The sequence below is a fragment of the Kitasatospora sp. NPDC040550 genome (genome assembly GCF_055594965.1).
In genome coordinates, this window is the sequence record NZ_JBVIWC010000011.1 from 216,546 (window position 1) to 234,995 (window position 18,450).

The 18,450-nt window shown below is 71.1% G+C and carries 14 protein-coding genes; 5 read left to right on the forward strand and 9 right to left on the reverse strand.

The window, feature by feature from the left end; genetic code table 11:
• Positions 1–436: 436 nt before the first annotated feature.
• The 3 genes from ACZ58X_RS18735 to ACZ58X_RS18745 form a co-directional block, all read right to left on the reverse strand.
• Positions 437–1,255, reverse strand: coding sequence for a class I SAM-dependent methyltransferase (locus tag ACZ58X_RS18735; protein ID WP_470334717.1), 819 nt, complete (start codon positions 1,253–1,255; stop codon positions 437–439).
• 181 nt (positions 1,256–1,436) lie between these two features.
• Positions 1,437–1,739 carry a hypothetical protein gene (locus tag ACZ58X_RS18740; RefSeq protein WP_470334718.1) on the reverse strand — a complete coding sequence of 101 codons (303 nt, stop codon included), beginning with the start codon at positions 1,737–1,739 and terminating at the stop codon, positions 1,437–1,439.
• Entirely contained in the window at positions 1,736–2,917 is a 1,182-nt protein-coding gene (locus tag ACZ58X_RS18745; protein WP_470334719.1) for a helix-turn-helix domain-containing protein, read from the reverse strand. The genes ACZ58X_RS18740 and ACZ58X_RS18745 overlap by 4 nt, the downstream gene beginning before the upstream one ends.
• A 249-nt stretch (positions 2,918–3,166) precedes the next feature.
• Between ACZ58X_RS18745 and ACZ58X_RS18750 the strand changes: the two genes are divergently transcribed.
• From ACZ58X_RS18750 to ACZ58X_RS18765, 4 genes are all read left to right on the forward strand, one after another.
• The gene (locus ACZ58X_RS18750) at positions 3,167–3,688 is read left to right on the forward strand and encodes an ATP-binding protein (protein ID WP_470334720.1); all 522 of its coding nucleotides are present in this window, start codon (positions 3,167–3,169) and stop codon (positions 3,686–3,688) included.
• Between the two features lie 91 nt (positions 3,689–3,779).
• Positions 3,780–4,379, forward strand: a complete 600-nt coding sequence (locus ACZ58X_RS18755) for a P-loop nucleotide/nucleoside kinase family protein (RefSeq protein ID WP_470334721.1) — start codon at positions 3,780–3,782, stop codon at positions 4,377–4,379.
• Positions 4,376–4,933 (forward strand): class IV adenylate cyclase, encoded by a 558-nt coding sequence (locus ACZ58X_RS18760; protein WP_470334722.1) that lies wholly within the window; start codon positions 4,376–4,378, stop codon positions 4,931–4,933. Before ACZ58X_RS18755 ends, ACZ58X_RS18760 begins: the two co-directional genes overlap by 4 nt.
• Positions 4,930–6,018 carry a radical SAM protein gene (locus ACZ58X_RS18765; RefSeq protein ID WP_470334723.1) on the forward strand — a complete coding sequence of 363 codons (1,089 nt, stop codon included), beginning with the start codon at positions 4,930–4,932 and terminating at the stop codon, positions 6,016–6,018. The genes ACZ58X_RS18760 and ACZ58X_RS18765 overlap by 4 nt, the downstream gene beginning before the upstream one ends.
• 1,008 nt (positions 6,019–7,026) lie before the next feature.
• On the opposite strand, the gene ACZ58X_RS18770 is transcribed toward ACZ58X_RS18765, so the two are convergent.
• The 6 genes from ACZ58X_RS18770 to ACZ58X_RS18795 form a co-directional block, all read right to left on the reverse strand.
• Complete coding sequence (locus ACZ58X_RS18770) at positions 7,027–7,857, reverse strand: hypothetical protein (RefSeq protein WP_470334724.1); 831 nt, start codon at positions 7,855–7,857, stop codon at positions 7,027–7,029.
• Between the two features lie 127 nt (positions 7,858–7,984).
• Positions 7,985–12,931, reverse strand: coding sequence for an NAD-glutamate dehydrogenase (locus tag ACZ58X_RS18775; RefSeq protein WP_470334725.1), 4,947 nt, complete (start codon positions 12,929–12,931; stop codon positions 7,985–7,987).
• Positions 12,932–13,217: 286 nt separating this feature from the next.
• Complete coding sequence (pruA, locus tag ACZ58X_RS18780; protein ID WP_470334748.1) at positions 13,218–14,843, reverse strand: L-glutamate gamma-semialdehyde dehydrogenase; 1,626 nt, start codon at positions 14,841–14,843, stop codon at positions 13,218–13,220.
• A gap of 157 nt (positions 14,844–15,000) precedes the next feature.
• A complete protein-coding gene (locus ACZ58X_RS18785; protein ID WP_470334726.1) occupies positions 15,001–15,657 on the reverse strand; it encodes an HAD family hydrolase in 657 nt (218 codons plus the stop codon).
• 71 nt (positions 15,658–15,728) lie between these two features.
• Positions 15,729–16,238 carry a DUF6912 family protein gene (locus ACZ58X_RS18790; protein WP_470334727.1) on the reverse strand — a complete coding sequence of 170 codons (510 nt, stop codon included), beginning with the start codon at positions 16,236–16,238 and terminating at the stop codon, positions 15,729–15,731.
• Positions 16,239–16,339: 101 nt separating this feature from the next.
• Positions 16,340–17,473, reverse strand: a complete 1,134-nt coding sequence (locus ACZ58X_RS18795; protein ID WP_470334728.1) for a patatin-like phospholipase family protein — start codon at positions 17,471–17,473, stop codon at positions 16,340–16,342.
• A 349-nt stretch (positions 17,474–17,822) separates the two neighbouring features.
• On the opposite strand from ACZ58X_RS18795, the gene ACZ58X_RS18800 reads away from it, so the two are divergent.
• Positions 17,823–18,383, forward strand: coding sequence for an Rv3235 family protein (locus ACZ58X_RS18800; RefSeq protein WP_470334729.1), 561 nt, complete (start codon positions 17,823–17,825; stop codon positions 18,381–18,383).
• Positions 18,384–18,450: the final 67 nt, after the last annotated feature.

Consider the following 18,450-nt stretch of genomic DNA (forward strand, 5'->3'; position numbering starts at 1 on the left):
GCTCTGCGGGGTACTCGGCAACCGCCCCGGTGGATGAAACCTCTTCGGGGCGGGCCCGTGTCCGACGACACGGGCCCGCCGCCCCGTCCCCTTGATCGCCCCGTCGCGCTTCGGCACCGCCGAAGCAGCGACGCCTCCTGCGCAGGAAGTCGGCCGAACCGACTTCCTGCGCAGACCCCAGACGGGCCAGGGTCATCCGTAGCGGGATCGCATAGTCATCCCCGCCAAAATTGGCCGGGGCCGCCGGAACCAGAAAGCGATATCCACCGCCTTGCCATGAGTGGAGTGGTAGCAGGCGCCGCCAGGATTGATCAATCCTCTTTTCGCTGCAGGGAATGCGAGCACGGAAACATGGGGCCGGCCTTCGAGATGATCTCGAAGGCCGACCTACTGCGGAACGACTCGATCAGCGAGGACGAGTACCCCGAACCAGATGTCAGGGGCGGCAGATCAGGATGCCGCCAAGGCATGTGATCTTGAATGAACCCTCGGCCTCGATCCTTGCGGCAGCGATCTCGGCCGCCCTGCCGATGGTCTCCAGGAACGGGACACCGCACTGATCCGCCCACGCCTCGTAGGAGGCCAGGTGCGAGACGATCGGCTCAGGACTGGTGACCTCGATGGTGCCGGGCAGTTCCCGGATCTGGATGTCCTTGAACGCCGTCCGCAGGTAGCCGCGGGCCTTCTCCAGGGAGAAGCGAGAGCTGAGGGAGACCCGCGCCGGTCCCTCGGGAATCCCGAGGACGTCTCCCGCGGCCTTGGCCCAGAGCTGGTCCAGCTCCTGCTTGTCGGTTTCGCTGTTGGTGGAGGCGATGAGCACGCCGCCGGGCCGGAGGACGCGGGCCAGTTCCTTGATCGTGGCCTCTATGTCGCCGACGTGGTACAGCATGTGCAGGGCCAGCACGGCGTCGACGCTGCGGTTAGCGAAGGGCAAGGACTGGGCATCGGCCACCAGCACCGGCTTCGGGACGCCGGAGAGGATGCCCGCCGAGATGTCCATCCCGACGACCTTGAGGTCAGGGCGGTCCTTGTGCAGGCGGCTGACGAACCTGCCGTTGCCGCAGCCGATGTCCAGGACGGCTCCACTCGTGCCGGCCAGCTCTTCGACCACGAGCCCGGGCAGGTCGTACCGTGGCTGCTGCCACCGGTAGATCGACTGGCGGGCGGCCAGATGGCGCCCGTCGGCGTAGGCACTGTTCGCGAGGACTGACTTGTCGGCGACTGCGGCGTCCTGCTGCGCGGTGTTGCTCGTCACTGGGGCAGCTCCGGAGCGCTCGTGAGTGCGGGTCGAGAGCAGGCGGGCCCGCCCAAACAGTGGGTACCCCACCCACCCTCCGCTCCGCCGAGCGTGCCCGGCGGAGCGGAGAAGCGGGATCCTGTGCGCTGACCGTGGGCGACCGGCCTGAGTGCTTCCCGGACCGGTCGCTCTACAGCCGTCAGACGTCCCAGGAGGCCACGGTCGGCTCCGGCCACTCTGCAGCCGTAGCGGCAAGGTCCGCCGGAAGCAGGGCAACCAGCAAGGCCCGACCGGCAGCAACGGCCTTCAACGCGGCTTCCTGGGCTTCGTCCTTGGTGTCGAACATGCCATCCCCCACCGTTTCGTTGTGGGGCGGCTCGCCGACCTCGCCGACCCACTGCGACGCGCCCGGCCACACCCGTACGTGGGTGAGCCGGGACGGCTCCGGGAGCCCCGCAATACCCCGAGCTGCGGCTTCCTTGATCACATCTTCGATGGTCATGCTTGGGCTCTCCTCATCTCGGCCAGTGCGGCATCCAGTCGTGCGGAGCGGACCACGGTGGAAAGGTCGGTGGCTGTGTGGGCGTAGTGCTCGGCTTCTTCACGGGCGCCCTGACGGTAGAGCACCGTTGCCAGTTGGGCGGTATCAATCGCCTTCGAGCGGGCCCGGTTGGAGGTCTGGGAGTCCACGGCGCGGCGAAGTCGGGACACCAGGTCGGAGACGGGTTTCCCCTTGACCGTCGCGAGCAGGTAGAGGGCGTGGCCGGTCTCGCCGTGCAGCTTGTGCTCGGTGAAGTACCACATCCAGCGTGGTTCGCTGTGCAGGTCGGTAACGCGGCTGTAGATCGACTCCGCGAGGGCGATCTGCCGCATCACCTCAGGTTCGTCGCCCTGGATGGCGTACGCCTGGGCCTTCACCGCTGCGATCATCGCCAGTGCCGAAAGGGGCACGTTACCCATCCCCATGTCGGCGAGGGCAACGGCGTCCCTCGGCTTGCGCTCGGCGATCTCCTGGCGGGCAAGGCCGGTTGCGACGTGGCACAGCAGTCCGTCGTCACCGGCCTCCCGGGCCGCCTTGATGCCAAGCCCGAACGTACTTCGCGCGGGCGCGCTCTGGCCGGCGTCGAACGCCGACCACGCCGCCAGGTCAGCGAGATTGGCGATCTGGCCGCACAGCCGGTCCCGGACACGCGGTCCCATAGATGATTTGGTGAGGTCGACTGCGCTTCGCAGTTCACCGAAGGCCAGATGGCGGGTGGCGAGGCCTCCGCTTCGCCGGTCCCACTCCTCCAGAGCGAAGGTCCGCTCCGCGATATCGTCAACGTCCTTCATCCCCAGGGAAGATGGGGACGGAATCACGTCGGGCAGAATCGAGGCCAGGGAGACGGCCAGGAAGTCACGGCGCTTCGACTCACTCACCTCCTCACGGTCCCGCCGGGTCCGCTTCGGGAACAGTCCCAGCTCTGCGTTCGTGGCCACGCCGAAGACGCCACGCAAGGCATCACGGACATCCGCGTCGGGCCAGCGGATCACGCCACGTTCTAATCGGCTGATCACATTGGCGTCAATCGCCGACTCACGTCCGGTCGCGGCCTTGATCCGGGCGTTCGCCCGGCTAGCGACCTCACCCTGGGTCCACTCTCGCCCGAGACGAAGCCTTCGTAGAGCGTCGTTGGTCATCCGAGGCCCGTCTCTCTGCGGTGCCGTTGGTGAGGGCCAGACAGCCTAGTGAACTGCCTAGCTTCTGCCTACAGGATCGCCCTGCCCCTACCCGCGCCGCAGGCGTTTGATGGTTCTCAGTCGCCCGGGGTGATGGGCCGGTTACGCCGGTGCTATTGGGAAGGCCCCGGGCGGCGTCAGTGCAGCGTCGATCCCGTGCCTTGGTCAGACCGGGCACCACCCTCGCAACTCCCAACGGCTGGAGGCCGTATGTCCGTCGACGACCACTCGGCCACGTTGATAAGCCCGGCCAACCCCGCGTCGTTCCCGGTGCCACAGGAGTGGGACGTCGAACCGGAGCCGGCGGCCGTGCCGCCCGCCCGTCGTCTGATCCGGAGGATCGCCGAAGCGTGGCGGGTGCCCATGTCGGACGCCGCTCTGCGGGACGTGGAGCTGTGCGCTGGCGAGTTGTTGGCCAACGCCATCGAGCACACCCACGCACGGTGCCGGGTCACGGTGCGGTGGACCGGCGAACGGCTTCGGGTGGAGGTCACCGATTCGAGCCTGGCCCTTCCGGATCGGGAGGCTGCGGAGGACACCATCACAGGTGGCCGTGGGCTGCTCCTGGTCGAGGGGATCGCGCACTCCTGGGGCTGGCACCCGACCAGGCAGGGGAAGACCGTGTGGTTCGAGTGCGCGGCCGACCAGTTGATCACGGGCGGCCGGCGCCTGGCCGTCCTCCTACGCGCCGCCAACGAACAGGCCACGGGTCACCCGACGCGGTCGGCGTGACCCTGGGAGTCCCGCCCTGACCACCAGGGGGTGGCCAGGGCGGGTGCCGCAACACGCACGAACCGGAAATCGACCGAGGAACGGAGTTCATATGGATGCGCCCCGAGGGCCCTTCGTCACCCTCGACGGTCTCAGCGCGAGCGGGAAGACCACCGTCGCCCCGCTGGTCGCCGCCTTCGTCAACGGCATTCACCTCACACACGATGCCTTGCCGACGTTCCCCCGCATGCGAGCGGAGGTGGACGCCACCGGCATCCTGCCGGCGCGGTTCCACTGGTGGCTGATGGCAAACCACATCACGTCGGAGACGGCCCGAACTCTCACGGAAAGCGGGAGGACTGTGGTGGTCGAGTCCTACTTCCCGCGCACCATCGCCACGCACAGGGCCATGGGGCATGACTGGGCCCCGGAGTACCCGAACGGGGCCCTCATCCCGAATGTGCCGATCCTGCTGGAGGTGGACGAGCACATTCGCCAGGAGCGACTCCGTCGGCGGGCCGAGCGCGGGGCGCTGGGCTACTGGCACCAGCGTGAGGAGCCCAATGTGGCCGAGAGCTCGCGCGTGTACCGGGCCTTCGGCCTTCTTCGCGTGGACGGCACTGACCGCACGCCGGAGGAGGTGGCCCGCGCGATCGCCGATATCGTTCGCTCGCATGTCCCGTACGGCATCGAGGAAGGCAACACCCAATGACCGCAACTGAGTTCGAAGCAAAGATCCTCAACATCGAGCCGGAGAAGATCCGCGCGTTGCTGGCCGAGGCGGGGGCCGAGCACGTGGCCGACCGCTTCCAGCGCCGCTACGTCTACGACATCCCCGGTCGACCCGGCTCGTGGGCCCGACTTCGCGACACCGGCAGCGACATCACGCTGTGCGTAAAGGAGATCCACTCCGACGCGATCGACGGCGTGACCGAGACGGAGACGACCGTCGGCGGCTTCGACGCCATGAACACGCTTCTCGGCAAGCTCGGATACCAGCCGAAGGCGTATCAGGAGAACCGCCGCTCCTCCTGGGCTCTGGGCGGTGCGGCCATCGAGATCGACGAGTGGCCGCTGATCCCCCCGTACCTGGAGATCGAGGGGGACAGCGCCGATCACGTCCACGCGACGGCGCTCTCGCTCGGCCTTCCCCTGGCCGAGCTGACGAGCGAGAACACGACCAAGGTCTACCGCCGGTACGGGATCGACATCGAGACGATCCCCCGACTCACCTTTCGAGCGACAGGAGACGAGCCTTGTCAGTGACCCAACACCCGGCGGTCAGGGTCGTCCGGGACAGGACCATCCGCATCAAGGTGATCGACGACTGCGGGTTGGCCTGCACGTTCTGCCACAACGAGGGAACGCCGGTCACCGCCGACAACCGAGGCCGTACGGCAGTACCCTTCATCGCGGGGCCCGGCAGGACCGGGCGCGTGTCGATCTACAGCGAGACGAACGGGGTCGGTTTCCTCGCCGCGAAGATGGCCCCGGACATGTCCTTCCGGCGTGCGGTGCGGGCCGTGACGAAGGCGTTCGGCGCCGACGAGGTCCACCTCACGGGAGGGGAGCCCACCCTCCACAAGGAGGTCCCTGCGCTGGTTTCAGCGCTCACTGGAATGGGCCTCAGCGTCGGAATGACGAGCAACGGCGAGCGGGGCCGACAGGTGATGCCGGACTGCTCGGCGGCCGGACTCCATCGGGTCAACGTCTCCGTCTTCGGCACCACCGCCGAAGAACTCCAGACCGTTCAGTCCGAGCGCTTCACGTCGGCGGGTCTGGCCGAAACGAAAATCCGTGCTGCCGAGCAGACCATCCGGGCCGCCGTCTCCAACGGAGTGAAGGCCTCCGTGAACATCGTCGTTCCCGGCATGGCCCATGTGGACCGGGTCGTCAACCTGGTCGAGTCGTACGGCCAGTTCGCAGACGTGCGGATGCTCACCAGCATCCAGGACGGAGCGGAGTCGATCGAGGCGATCTCCGAAGTGCTGGACCGGGTCGGTGCGGAACCAGTGCTTCGGACGTTCACCGCCGGCACCTCCGACGAACGCACCCTCTATCGGGCACTCGGCAGCAGAGCGGTCTACGTCAAGCGGCTGCTTCCGGTGCGGCTTCCGGACACTTGTGCGTCGTGCCGCTTCAACAACGACAAGGACTGCGAGGAGGGCTACTACGGCGTCCGCCTCTACCTCACCGACCAGGGCGAGTACATGGTCGGCATCTGCATCCAGCGCATGGACCTCTGCGTGCCCGTGGCCGAGTTGCCGAAGAGCGGGATCGTGGAAGAGGTGCAGGCTTTCAAGGACGCCGAGGTCCGGCGGCTGACCAGCCAGTACGGCGCCGCCGCCTGATCGACGGCGCGCACCACAACGCGGGCCCCTGAGGCGGATTTCCCCAACGCTTGGCACTCCGCGTAGTTGATGTGCTACTTTCCGCATCATCAACAGAACATAGAAGACCCCGGCGGTGGTGGAACACCCCGGGGTCTGGCACAGGAGCAGCAACTCCCAATGCAGATTCATCGTAGCGCCCATGCGCGCTGTTTCACCGTACTTCCGAACGGCCTCCTCCAGGACCGTCGCCTCAGCTACACCGCCCGAGGCCTCCTCTCCGACCTGCTCTCCCGCCCCGACGGCTGGCGCGAGGACGGGCGGCACATGGCCGACAGCAGCCCGCAGGGGCGCGGCGCCGTCCGCCGGGCGCTCAACGAGCTCAAGGAAGCCGGGTACTACCGGGCCGAGACCGTCCGGATGCCCGACGGCACCCTCCGCACCGACGTGCACGTGTACGACACCCCGCAGCAACCGGCGTCACCGAGTAACCGCTTCTCGGACCCCGGTGAGCCCGAGACCGGTCCGCCTGACAGCCCTGTAGTAAAGAACCCGGGAGAAGTACCCACCCTCCCCGCCCAGTTGACACGCACGGACGAGCAGACCCGCAGGGCGGTAGCCGCACTCTTCCGCGCCATCCGCCCCGAACCCCGCCTGCGCCTCGGCGAGGCCGAGGCGCAGCAGCTGGCACCCCTCGTCGTCCAGTGGCTGGAACGCGGCAGTACGGCAGCCGAGTTGGCCCACGCCCTGCTCCCCGGCCTGCCCTCGCCGCTGCACTCCCCGGTGGCGATCCTGCGCGACCGCCTCCAACGCAAGCTGCCACCCGTCCGAGCACCTCAGGCCGCACCCGCCGAGTGCGCCAAGTGCCACGATCCGGTGCCCCGCCCCGGCATCTGCCGCCCGTGCGCGGGCCTCGGCACCAGAACCCCGAGATCGGCACCAGCGCCGCCACCACACCCAGCGGCGTCGCCCGTGCCCGCGCGGCGTTGCGCGGGCACGGGGTCGCCGCCGCAGTGGGCGGTCAGGCGGTCAGGTGCACTTGATGTCGCGGTTGGCCACGGCCATCCCGGCGACCTTGCCGCCGTCCACGGTGAACTCGTACTTCCAGCCCTGCTGCCCCTCGACCGGCAGCTCGTACTTGCCGCTCTTGGCGAGCTGGAGGCCCTTGGCGCCGTACACCCGCTGCAGGTCGTCGACGGTGGAGCCGGCGCCGATGCCCTCGGCGGTCTTCGCGTCGGCCGGGGCGACCAGTTCGCGCAGGCCGGTGGCGGCGAAGGAGGCCCGGCCGGTGGCCAGGAAGGCCTTGTCCCTGGCCTCGCGGGCCACCCACATGTCCGCGATGGACTGAGTCGCGTCGGCCATCAGCTTGGCGGTGGCCGCCGAGTCCTTGGCGGCGGCGGCCGAACCGGCGGCCGCCGCGGCGGCGTCCTTCGCGGAGGCCCCGGGCGGCAGCGTGCCCGCCGGGGCGGGGGCCTTGCCCTGGGCCGCGTCCGCCTTGGCGTTGAGGTCCTGGTAGCGGGCCTCGGTGGCCGCCTCGGCGTCCATCCGGGTCTTGTCCGGTGCCGGGCCGCCCCGGTAGACGAAGTCCGTGCAGCCGTCGAGCAGCGAGACGGGCGCCGTCTCCAGCGCGCCGGTGGCCAGTCCGGCGTCCTTCGCCATCCCCGGCTTGAGGCCGCGGTAGCCGGCCGCCGAGAAGGCCTCCGGCCCCTTGGACGTCGGAGCCGCCGAGGCCACAGCAGTGGAGTCGGCCTTCGCCGCGTCCTTCTTGTCGTCGCTGCCGCAGGCCGCCGCTCCAGCGACCAGCAGCACCACCGAGACGGCCGCGCCCACTGCGCGGATCCGCCCCCGGTTCTTCCCCATGTCGTTCCCCCCTGAGTCGTTCGTGGATCACCGTACCGAAGGTGCGCCCCACGACCCGCAATCGGTTTCCGGGGCATGCGGAAGGGCCCGCGTCCGAGGACGCGGGCCCTTCCGGAACAGCCGTCCGTCAGCGCATCGAACCGGTGCGCAGCAGGGTGCGGATGACGCGCATCGCGACCGAGAGGCTGGACAGCTCGTAGTTGTCCGAACCCCTTATGTCGTCGAGGGTGGCCTTGGCGCGGTTCAGCAGGGTGGAGTTGAGGTCCGCCCAGGCGGTGTAGCGCTCCTCGGGGGTGGCGCCCTCGGGGCCGCAGGCCAGGATGTCGGCGGTCAGCGCCGCGTGCGCCGCGAAGAGGTCCTCGCGGATCGCGGCCCGGGCCATCGACGACCAGCGGTCGGTGCGGGGCAGGTCGATGATGCGGTCGAGCAGGTGCGAGATCTGCAGGCGGTCGCCCAGGTCGTAGTACAGCTCGGCGACCTCGGCGACGTCCTTGCCGGAGCGGTCCGCGACCTCGGTGATGTCCAGGGTCGGGAAGACCGAGGACAGCCCGGCGATCCGGGTGGCCAGCGCGTCCGGCACGCCGGCGGCGGCGAGCTCGCCCTGGATCTTCTCGAACCAGGCCAGGTCCTCGCCGCGGAGCGGCTTGGGCAGCGAGCCCCAGACCTGGTTGATCCGGTCGTGGAAGAACTCGATGGTGCCGGCGATGTCGAGCGGCTGGCGGCGGTTGTTGAGCATCCACCGGGTGGCGCGCTCGACCAGGCGCCGCGAGTGCAGCCGCATCTTGGTCTGGGTCCGGGCCGGGACCTTGTTGTCCAGGCCCTCGATCTCGGCCCAGATCTCCTCCAGGCCGAAGACGGCCCGCGCGGCGGTGTGCGTCCGGGCGATCTCCTCGTAGGTCGCGCCGGTCTCCTCCTTCAAGCGGAAGGCGAAGGTGCAGCCACCGCGGTTGATCGTGTCGTTGACGATCAGCGTGGTGATGATCTCGCGGCGCAGCGCGTGGTTGTCGATCGCGTCGGCGAACTTCGCCCGCAGCGCGCTCGGGAAGTACTCGTGCAGCGCGGTGCGGAAGTACGGGTCGTCCGGCAGGTCGGTGGCGAGCAGCTCGTCGGCCAGGATGATCTTGGTGTAGGCGAGCAGGACGGACAGCTCGGGCTGGGAGAGCCCGCGGCCGCTCTGCTGGCGCTCGCGGATCTGGCGCTCGGTGGGCAGGAACTCCAGCCCGCGGTCGAGCCGGCCGGCCGCCTCGAAGCGGTTGATCATCCGGGCGTGGACGTTGACCATGCTGTGCGCCTGGGCGACGGCGTTGGCCAGCACGACGTTCTGCGCGTAGTTGTTGCGCAGCACCAGGTGGCCGACCTCGTCGGTCATCTCGGCGAGCAGGGCGTTCCGCTGCTTGACCGTCATGTCGCCCTCGGCGACGACCTGGTTGAGCAGGATCTTGATGTTGACCTCGTGGTCCGAGGTGTCCACGCCGGCCGAGTTGTCGATGGCGTCGGTGTTGATCCAGCCGCCGGTGCCCTCGGGGCCGCCGGTGGCCGCGTACTCGATGCGGCCGAGCTGGGTGCAGCCGAGGTTGCCGCCCTCGCCGATGACCCGGGCCCGGACCTGCTCGCCGTTGACCCGGATGGAGTCGTTGGCCTTGTCGCCGACCTCGGCGTTGGTCTCGGTGGAGGCCTTGACGTAGGTGCCGATGCCGCCGTTCCAGAACAGGTCGACCGGGGCCTGGAGGATGGCCTTCATCAGCTCGGCCGGGGTGAGGCGGGTCTCCTGGATGCCCAGGGCGGCCCGGACCTGCGCGCTGACCTGGATCGACTTGGCGCTGCGCGGGAACACGCCGCCGCCGGTCGAGATCAGCGACTTGTCGTAGTCGTCCCAGGAGCTGCGGGGCAGGTCGAACAGGCGGCGGCGCTCGGCGTACGAGACGGCCGCGTCCGGGTTCGGGTCCAGGAAGATGTGGCGGTGGTCGAAGGCCGCCACCAGCCGGATGTGCTCGCTGAGCAGCATGCCGTTGCCGAAGACGTCGCCGGACATGTCGCCGATGCCGACGACGGTGAAGTCCTCGGTCTGGGTGTCGTGGCCCAGCTCGCGGAAGTTGCGCTTGACCGACTCCCAGGCGCCGCGGGCGGTGATGCCCATGCCCTTGTGGTCGTAGCCGGCCGAGCCGCCGGAGGCGAAGGCGTCGCCCAGCCAGAAGCCGTACGACTCCGCGACGCCGTTGGCGATGTCGGAGAAGGTCGCGGTGCCCTTGTCGGCGGCGACGACCAGGTAGGTGTCGTCCTCGTCGTGGCGGACCACGTCGGCCGGGTGGACGACCTCGCCGGCCACCAGGTTGTCGGTGATGTCGAGCAGCGCCGAGATGAAGGTCTTGTACGAGGAGACGCCCTCGGCCAGCCAGGCGTCGCGGTCCACCGACGGGTCCGGCAGCTGCTTGGCGACGAAGCCGCCCTTGGCGCCGACCGGGACGATGACGGTGTTCTTGACCATCTGGGCCTTGACCAGGCCGAGGATCTCGGTGCGGAAGTCCTCGCGCCGGTCGGACCAGCGCAGACCGCCGCGGGCGACCTTGCCGAAGCGCAGGTGCACGCCCTCGACCTGCGGCGAGTACACCCAGATCTCGAACGCCGGGCGCGGGGCCGGGAGGTCCGGGATGGCCTGCGGGTCGAACTTCATCGACACGTAGGAGTGCCACTCGCCGGAGCCGTCGTGCTGGAAGAAGTTGGTCCGCAGGGTGGCCTTGATGAGGTGCAGGAAGGAGCGCAGGATGCGGTCCTCGTCCAGCGACGCGACCTCGTCGAGCGCGCCGGACAGCTCCTCCAGGATGCCCTCGGTCAGCTCCAGGGCGCCGGAGCGGTGGCTCGGGCTGTGCCGGGCCTCGAACAGGTTGACCAGCAGCCGGGTGGTGTGGGTGTTGTTGCGGAGCGCGTCCTCCATGTAGTCCTGGGAGAACGTGGAGCCCGCCTGGCGCAGGTACTTGGCGTAGGCGCGCAGCACCATCGCCTGGCGCCAGTTCAGCCCGGCGGTGAGGACCAGCTCGTTGAAGCCGTCGTTCTCGGCCCTGCCGGTCCAGGTCGCCGCGAAGGTCTCCTGGAAGCGCTCGCGGGCCTCGTCGGTGAGCTCGGTGGCCTCGCGCAGCTTGAGGCCGAAGTCGTACACCCACGCGGTGGTGCCGTCGGAGCGGCGCAGCGCGTACGGGTGCTCGTCCAGGACCTCGACGCCCAGGCGCTGGAGCACCGGCAGGACCTCGGAGAGCGAGATCGGGCCGCCGACCCGGTAGATCTTGAAGCGGCGCTCGTCGTCGCCCGCGCCGACCGGCTGGTACAGGTTCAGGCGGAAGTCGCCCGCGCCGTGCAGCGCCTCGATCTGCTTGATGTCCGAGACGGCGGTGCGCGGCGGGAAGTCGGCGCGGTAGCCGTCGGGGAAGGCGTTGGCGTACTTGTGGCCGAGCTCGGCGGCCTTCTCCTCGCCCAGCTCGGTGTGCAGCTGGTCGTGGAAGCCGTCCATCCAGAACCGGGCGGCCTCGGCCAGGCGGTTCTCGATCCGCTCGATGTCGGAGTCGGTGAGCCGGGGCAGCTCGGTGCCCGGGGCGACCCGGACGACGAAGTGCAGGCGGGTCAGCACCGACTCGGTGGCGTACACCGTGTAGTCGATGGTGGCGCCGTTCAGCTCTTCCTTGAGGATGTCGGTGAGCAGCAGCCGGATGCGCGTGGTGTAGCGGTCGCGCGGCAGGTAGATGAAGGCCGAGAAGTAGCGCCCGTACTCGTCCTGGCGCAGGAAGAGCCGCAGCTTACGGCGTTCCTGGAGGTAGAGCACGCTGGTGGCGATGGAGAGCACTTCGGCGGCCGAGGTCTGGAAGATCTCGTCGCGCGGGAAGGTCTCCATGATCTGGAGCAGGTCGCGGCCGTCGTGGCTCTCGCTGGAGAAGCCGGAGCCGTCCAGCACCTCCTGGACCTTGCGGCGCACGACCGGGATGCGGGTGACCGACTCGGTGTAGGCGGCGGAGGAGAACAGGCCGAGGAAGCGGCGCTCGCCGGTGGGCTCGCCGGCGGCGTTGAACTTCTTCACGCCGACGTAGTCGAGGTAGGCCGGGCGGTGCACGGTGGAGCGGCTGTTGGCCTTGGTCAGGACGAGCAGCTTCTTCTCGTGGGCCTTGGCGCGGACCGGGGCGGAGAGCCGGCCGAAGGCCTCGGAGACCGAGTGGTGGCGGTCGTCGTGGCTGTGCGGGTCGGAGCGCAGGATGCCCAGGCCGGTCCCGGCGACGGCCTTGAGGACCTCCTCGCCCTCGTGCTCGACCAGGTCGTACTCGCGGTAGCCGAGGAAGGTGAAGTGGTCGTCGGCGAGCCAGCGCATCAGCTCCCAGGCCTCGCCGACCTCCTGCTCGGGCAGCTCGGCCGGGGGCTCCTCGGCCAGCTCGTCGGCCAGGCGCAGCGCGCTGTCGCGCATCTTGCCCCAGTCCTCGACGACCTCGCGGACGTCGCCGAGCACGCGGCGCAGGTTGGTCTCGATGGTGCGCAGGTCGTCGCGGTCGGTCTCGCGGTCGATCTCGACGTGCATCCACGACTCGACGGTCGCGTCGGCGGGCCACTCGGTGCCGGCGGCCTGGCTGCGGGAGCAGGCGTCGACGTCCAGGATCTCCAGCAGCTTGCCGGTGATGTCACGGCGGACGACCAGCTGGGGGTGGACGACGAGGTGGATCGCGCGGTCCTGGCGGGAGAGCTCGTTGGTGACCGAGTCGACCAGGAAGGGCATGTCGTCGGTGACGACCTCGACCACGGTGTGGCCGCAGGACCAGCCGTTCTCCTCGACCGAGGGGGTGTGGACCCGCACCTCGGCGGTGCCCTGGGGACGCTTGAGCCCCAGGCGGTAGTGGGAGGCGGCCGCGCCGTACACGTCGACCGGGTCGAGGTCGACCAGGTCCTCGGGCGCGGTGTGGAGGTAGTAGTGGTGCAGGTACGCGGTCAGAGCGCCGTTGCTCAGACCCTCCCCCGGCGCCGCTCCCCCCACCTGGCTGTTCTCAGCGGCTGCGGCTGCCTTCTTGAGCAGTTCGGCCTTGGCTGCGTCCAGCTTGGTCTGCATGACTTCTTGGCTCCTGTCGCGCGCCGTTGCGTGACTCGGTGGTGTGTGGGTGTACACCGACGGGTCGCTCGCAATCCTGCCGCACCGTCCGACTGAAAGGGGCTCATGGCACGCATGAAACGCCCTCCCAGCGGGTAGGACGACACGTTCGTCCTGCAAGCCACCCGACGACGCCAGCCAGCCTAACCGGATCAATCGAAGGTGCACAGGGACAGGGAGGCGCAATCCCGCAGGATGTCGGGTCCGTCCTGGACACCATGTCCAAACCGGAGCGTCATGTTCGCTTTCAGCCCATATGCGGGTAACCGTGCTGGGTGGGCGGGACGAAGGTCTCCTTGATCGCCCGCGCCGAGGTCCAGCGCAGCAGGTTCTGGGCGGCGCCCGCCTTGTCGTTGGTCCCGGAGGCCCGGGAGCCGCCGAAGGGCTGCTGGCCGACCACGGCGCCGGTGGGCTTGTCGTTGATGTAGAAGTTCCCGGCGGTGAAGCGCAGCTCCTCCACCGCCTGGGCGATGGCGTAGCGGTCCTGGGCGATCACCGCGCCGGTGAGGCCGTACGGGGCGCCCGCGTCGACCCGGCGGAGCACGTCGTCCCAGCGGGAGTCCTCGTAGACGTGGACCGCCAGGATCGGCCCGAAGTACTCGGTGCGGAAGATCTCGCCCCGGTGGTCCGAGGAGACCAGCACGGTCGGCCGGACGAACCAGCCGATCGCGTCGTCGTACTGGCCGCCGGCCGCCAGTTCGACGGTCGGGTCGGCCTTCGCCCGCTCGATCGCGGTGCGGTTCTTCTCGAAGGCGCGCTCGTCGATCAGCGCGCCCATGAAGTTCGACAGGTCGGTGACGTCGCCCACCGTGAGGGCGTCCACCTCGGCCAGGAAGTCGTCCTTGATCTTGAGCCAGAGGCTGCGCGGCAGGTACGCGCGGGAGAGCGCCGAGCACTTCTGCCCCTGGTACTCGAAGGCGCCGCGGACCATCGCGGTGCGCAGGATGTCCGGGTCGGCCGAGCGGTGGGCCAGCAGGAAGTCCTTGCCGCCGGTCTCGCCGACGATCCTCGGGTACGTGCGGTAGCCGCCGATGTTCGCGCCGATGCTCTGCCAGAGCGACTGGAAGGTGGCGGTCGAACCGGTGAAGTGCAGCCCGGCGAACGCCGGGTCGGCGAGCACCACCGGGGAGACCTGGAGGCCGTCGCCGGTGACCAGGTTGATCACCCCGGGCGGCAGGCCGGCCGCCTCCAGCAGCCGCATCAGGTGGTACGCGGCCAGGGTCTGGGTCGGCGCGGGCTTCCAGACCACGGTGTTGCCCATCAGCGCGGGGGCGGTGGGCAGGTTCCCGGCGATCGCGGTGAAGTTGAACGGGGTGACCGCGTAGACGAAACCTTCCAGCGGACGGTGGTCGACCCGGTTCCACACCCCCGGGGAGGAGACCGGCTGCTCCGCCAGGACCTGCCGGGCGAACCCGACGTTGAACCGCCAGAAGTCGATCAGCTCGCAGGCGGAGTCGATCTCGGCCTGCTGCACGGTCTTGGACTGGCCGAGCATGGTCGCCGCGTTGAGCGTGTCCCGCCACGGCCCGGCCAGCAGGTCGGCGGCCCGCAGGAAGACCGCGGCCCGGTCGTCGAAGGAGAGCGAGCGCCACTGCCGCCCGGCCACCAGCGCCGCGTCCACCGCCGCCCGGGCGTCCTCCCGGGTGGCGTTGCCGAGCACGCCCAGCTTGGCGGCGTGGTGGTGCGGCTGGACGACCTCGATCCGCTCGCCGCCGCCGAACCGCTGCTCGCCGCCGATGGTCATCGGCAGCGGCACCTGCTCGGCCGCCAGCTCGTCCAGCCGCCGGACCAGCCGGTCCCGCTCCGGACTGCCGGGCGCGTACGTCCGCACCGGCTCGTTGACCGGGATCGGCACCTCGGTGACTGCGTCGATGGGCATGGCTGCTCCGTCCTGGCGGCTGGGGTTCGACTCCAGCCTGACCAGCACCGGACGGTTCCGCCCGTCCGGACACGCCAACGGCGGACGTGGCGCCCACCACGTTCCGCCGCCCCGACGACCGCGCTCGGCCCACCGGCCCGACCGCCTCGGCTCAGCCCGTCAGCCGGCCCGCCAGCTCGACCGCCTCGGCCAGGCTGTCCACCACCGGGACGCCGACCGGCTCCAGCTTCTCCCGGGTGTGCGAGCCCCCGGTGTACAGCACCGCGTGGGCCCCCGCGTGCAGCGCCGCCAGGGCGTCGTCCGCGGCGTCGCCGATCAGCACCGTACGGGCCGGGTCGACCCGCTCGCCGAGCGCGGCCAGGTGCCTGGTCAGCTGCCGCGCCTTCTGGCCCCCGGAGGGGCCGCTGCGGCCGTCCACCCGCAGGAAGCTGCCGGTCAGGCCGAAGGCGTCGACCAGCGGGACGAGCTTCTCGTGCTCGTACATCGACAGCAGGGACTGGCTGTGCCCGGCCGCCTGCCAGCCCGCCAGCAGCTCCGGCACGCCCTCGGTCAGGCCGCAGGCCAGGCTGAGCTCGACGTAGCGGTCGTGGAAGGCGTCGTCCAGTTTCAGCCACTCCTCCGCGGAGGGCATCCGACCGAGCAGCCGCTCGTAGAACCGGGGGATCGGGATCTCGTACTGCTCGCGGTACTGCTGCAGGGTCATCGGCTGGACGCCGATGGTCGCGAACGCGGCGTTGCTCGCCCCGAGGACGGCGTCCATGTCGTGGAAGAGCGTGCCGTTCCAGTCCCAAACGATGTGAGTGCGCACGGGATCAAACGGTAACCCGAACGGCCGACACACCGGTAGGACGGGCCGACCGGGAGGCGGTGCAGGCGGTGCTACCCGAGCAGGGCGGGGATCTCCTGGGTCGCGTACCAGAGCAGGTCGTGGTCCTCGGCACCGTCCACGGTGAACTGGGCGTCCTGGTCGCCCGCGTCGGCCGCGGCGACCGCCGCCACCGCGGCGGCGACGTCCTCGACCACCTCGTCGTCGGCCACGTCCGCGTGCACCGAGGCGGCCTTCGCCAGCTTCACCGGGCCGGCCAGCACCACCCGGCCGAGCGAGGCCTGGTCCTGGTACTCGTCACCGGGGAAGGGCCGCACCGCAGAGTCGGCCACGTCCAGGGCCACCACGACGCGCCGGCGCGGGGAGTCCGGGTCGGCCGCCAGCAGCCGCAGCGAGGACTGCGCGGCCCGGTTGAGCGCCGCGTACTCCAGCTCCTCCAGGTCGTCGCTGACGTACCACTCGCGCAGCGCGGGCGTCACGGCGTACGCCGCGGACTGGTCCAGGGCACCGCCCTCGTGCGCCGCCGCCAGGCCGGTCAGGGTGGTGGGCACGTACACGCGCATCGGTGGCACTCTCCGGTTTCCGCGAAGCTACTCCAGCGCCCCAAGAATAAGCTCAGCCGCACCGGGCGCGATCACCTGAGCCCCACCCCCCGTGCCCGGACTCACCGCGCCGCCCCCAGCGCCTCGCGGGCGCTGCGCAGACCGCTCTCCAGCACCGCGCCGCGGCGGGCCGGGTCCATCAGGTTCGGGCCCATCGCCGCCAGGTCGGCCGGGGTCGGCGCGAGCAGCCGCACCCGGACGCCCTCGGCCCGCAGCAGGGCGGCCTCCCGCAGCAGCTGCCGGGTCACCGCGTGGCGGTAACGGCTGACCAGCTGGGCCAGCACCCCGCGCGGGCGCTCCCGGGCCCGCCACTCGCGCAGGGCGGCCACCGTGCCCCGGTCGGAACGCTCCGGGCGCGGGCCGAGCCGCAGGGCCATCGGGGCGAGCACGTACACCTCGTCCAGGCCGCGACCGAGCAGCAGGTCGGCGTTGGTGGCCGACCAGCAGCCGCCGTCCACGTACGCCGAGCCGTCCAGGCGCACCGGCGCGAACCAGCCGGGGATCGCGCAGGAGGCCATCACGGCCTCGGCCACCGGGACGTCGGGGGCGTCCGGGTCGCCGAAGACCACCCGGTGGCCGCTGCGGTAGTCCACCGCGGCCACCCGCAGCGGGGCCGCGGCGGCGCTGGGCGGGACGGCGTCCGTGGCCTCGGCCTCCGCCGCCCCGGCTCCCGCTGCCCCGGCTCCCGCCGCTGCCGCCGCACCCGCCGGGAGCGGCCAGCCGCCCGGGCCGAGCAGTCCGCGCACCAGCTCGCCGACCGGCGCCAGCGAGCCGCGGCCGTGCGGCGCCACCGCCGAGACCATGGTCAGCAGCGGGTACTCGCGCGGGTGCCGGACGGCGTCCCGCAGCAGCCCGGGCGAGCCGATCCCGGCCCGCGGCCGGGGCGGCAGCGCACCGCCCACCGCGGTGTCGTAGTCGAAGGCCACCCCGGCCAGCGGGCCCTCGGTGATCGGCAGGCCGCGCTGGTGGTCGCGCAGCTGCTCGGGGCGCACTCCACCGGCCAGCATCGCGGCCAGGATCGCGCCCGCCGAGGTGCCGAGCAGCACGTCCGCCTCACCCGGCCGGTGCCCGGCGGCCTCCTCGACGGCGCACAGCGCGCCGACCGTCCAGGCCGCGCCGAGCATCCCGCCGCCGCCCAGCACCAGGCCGCGCCTGGGGGCGCCCCCGGCGTCGGCGGGCGTGTCCGGCCCCGTCACCGCCCGTGTGGTCGTCCCGACTGTCGTCATCCCGGCCGCCCGTCGTCGTCGGGTTCGGGTCAGGCTCCGATGGTGCGCGCGGACGGCCGGGCGGCGCAACGGGAGCCCACCGCGGGGCCACCCGGTCCGCCGTACCCGGGCGTCCCCTTTCGGACCGTACGGTCCGTCCCCGCACGTCAACCGGGTGCCGCCGGGGCGGCCGCCGGGCCCGTCGCCGCACTGGTCGACTCACCCGGATAGGTGAACTTCGGGCCGGCCCGAAGGCCGGCCGCAAACCCGTTGCCGCCCGGTGATCACCACCGCCAGCCTGGGCCCGTCCGTACCCGCACCACCCTTGCCCGGAGCCACCGTGACCATCAGCCCCCGCACCTGCCCGACCGCCCGGCCGACCACCGCGCCGAGCCCGCACCAACACGTCCGCCCGACGGAGCGCCCGACCGCCCGCCCGCACCACCGGGTCCGCAGCGACGGCGGCGGCGACCCGGCCGGGCGCCGGCCCCGCCACCCGCGCGCCGCCTGCACCACCGCCGGGCCGCCCGGCACCCCCCGGTCCGCCCCCGGATCCGCCCCCGGCCCCGCCCGGCACGACGCCGGGGCACTCGCCGCCCGCTTCGCCCACCAGCTGGTCGAGGTGCTCACCGGAGCCCGGCCCTCCGGCCAGCTGATGCGGCACACCAGCCTGGACGGCTACGGGCAGCTCGCCTCACTGGTCCGGGTCGGCGCGCTGCGCCGAGGCGGCCCGGCCGACCGGCCCCGGCTCGGCCCGGTGCACGACCGCTCGCCCTCCCCGGACGCCGTCGAGGCCTGCGTCCGGGTCGACCTCGGCCGACGGCACCACATGGTGGCCTTCCGGCTGGAGCAGCGAGGCCCGGCCGGCCAGTGGCAGTGCACCGCCGTGGAGGCCCGGTGACGACCACGGCCCGGGACACACCCCGGGACACACCGCAGGGGACGGCGCAGGGCGCCGCCCCGGTACG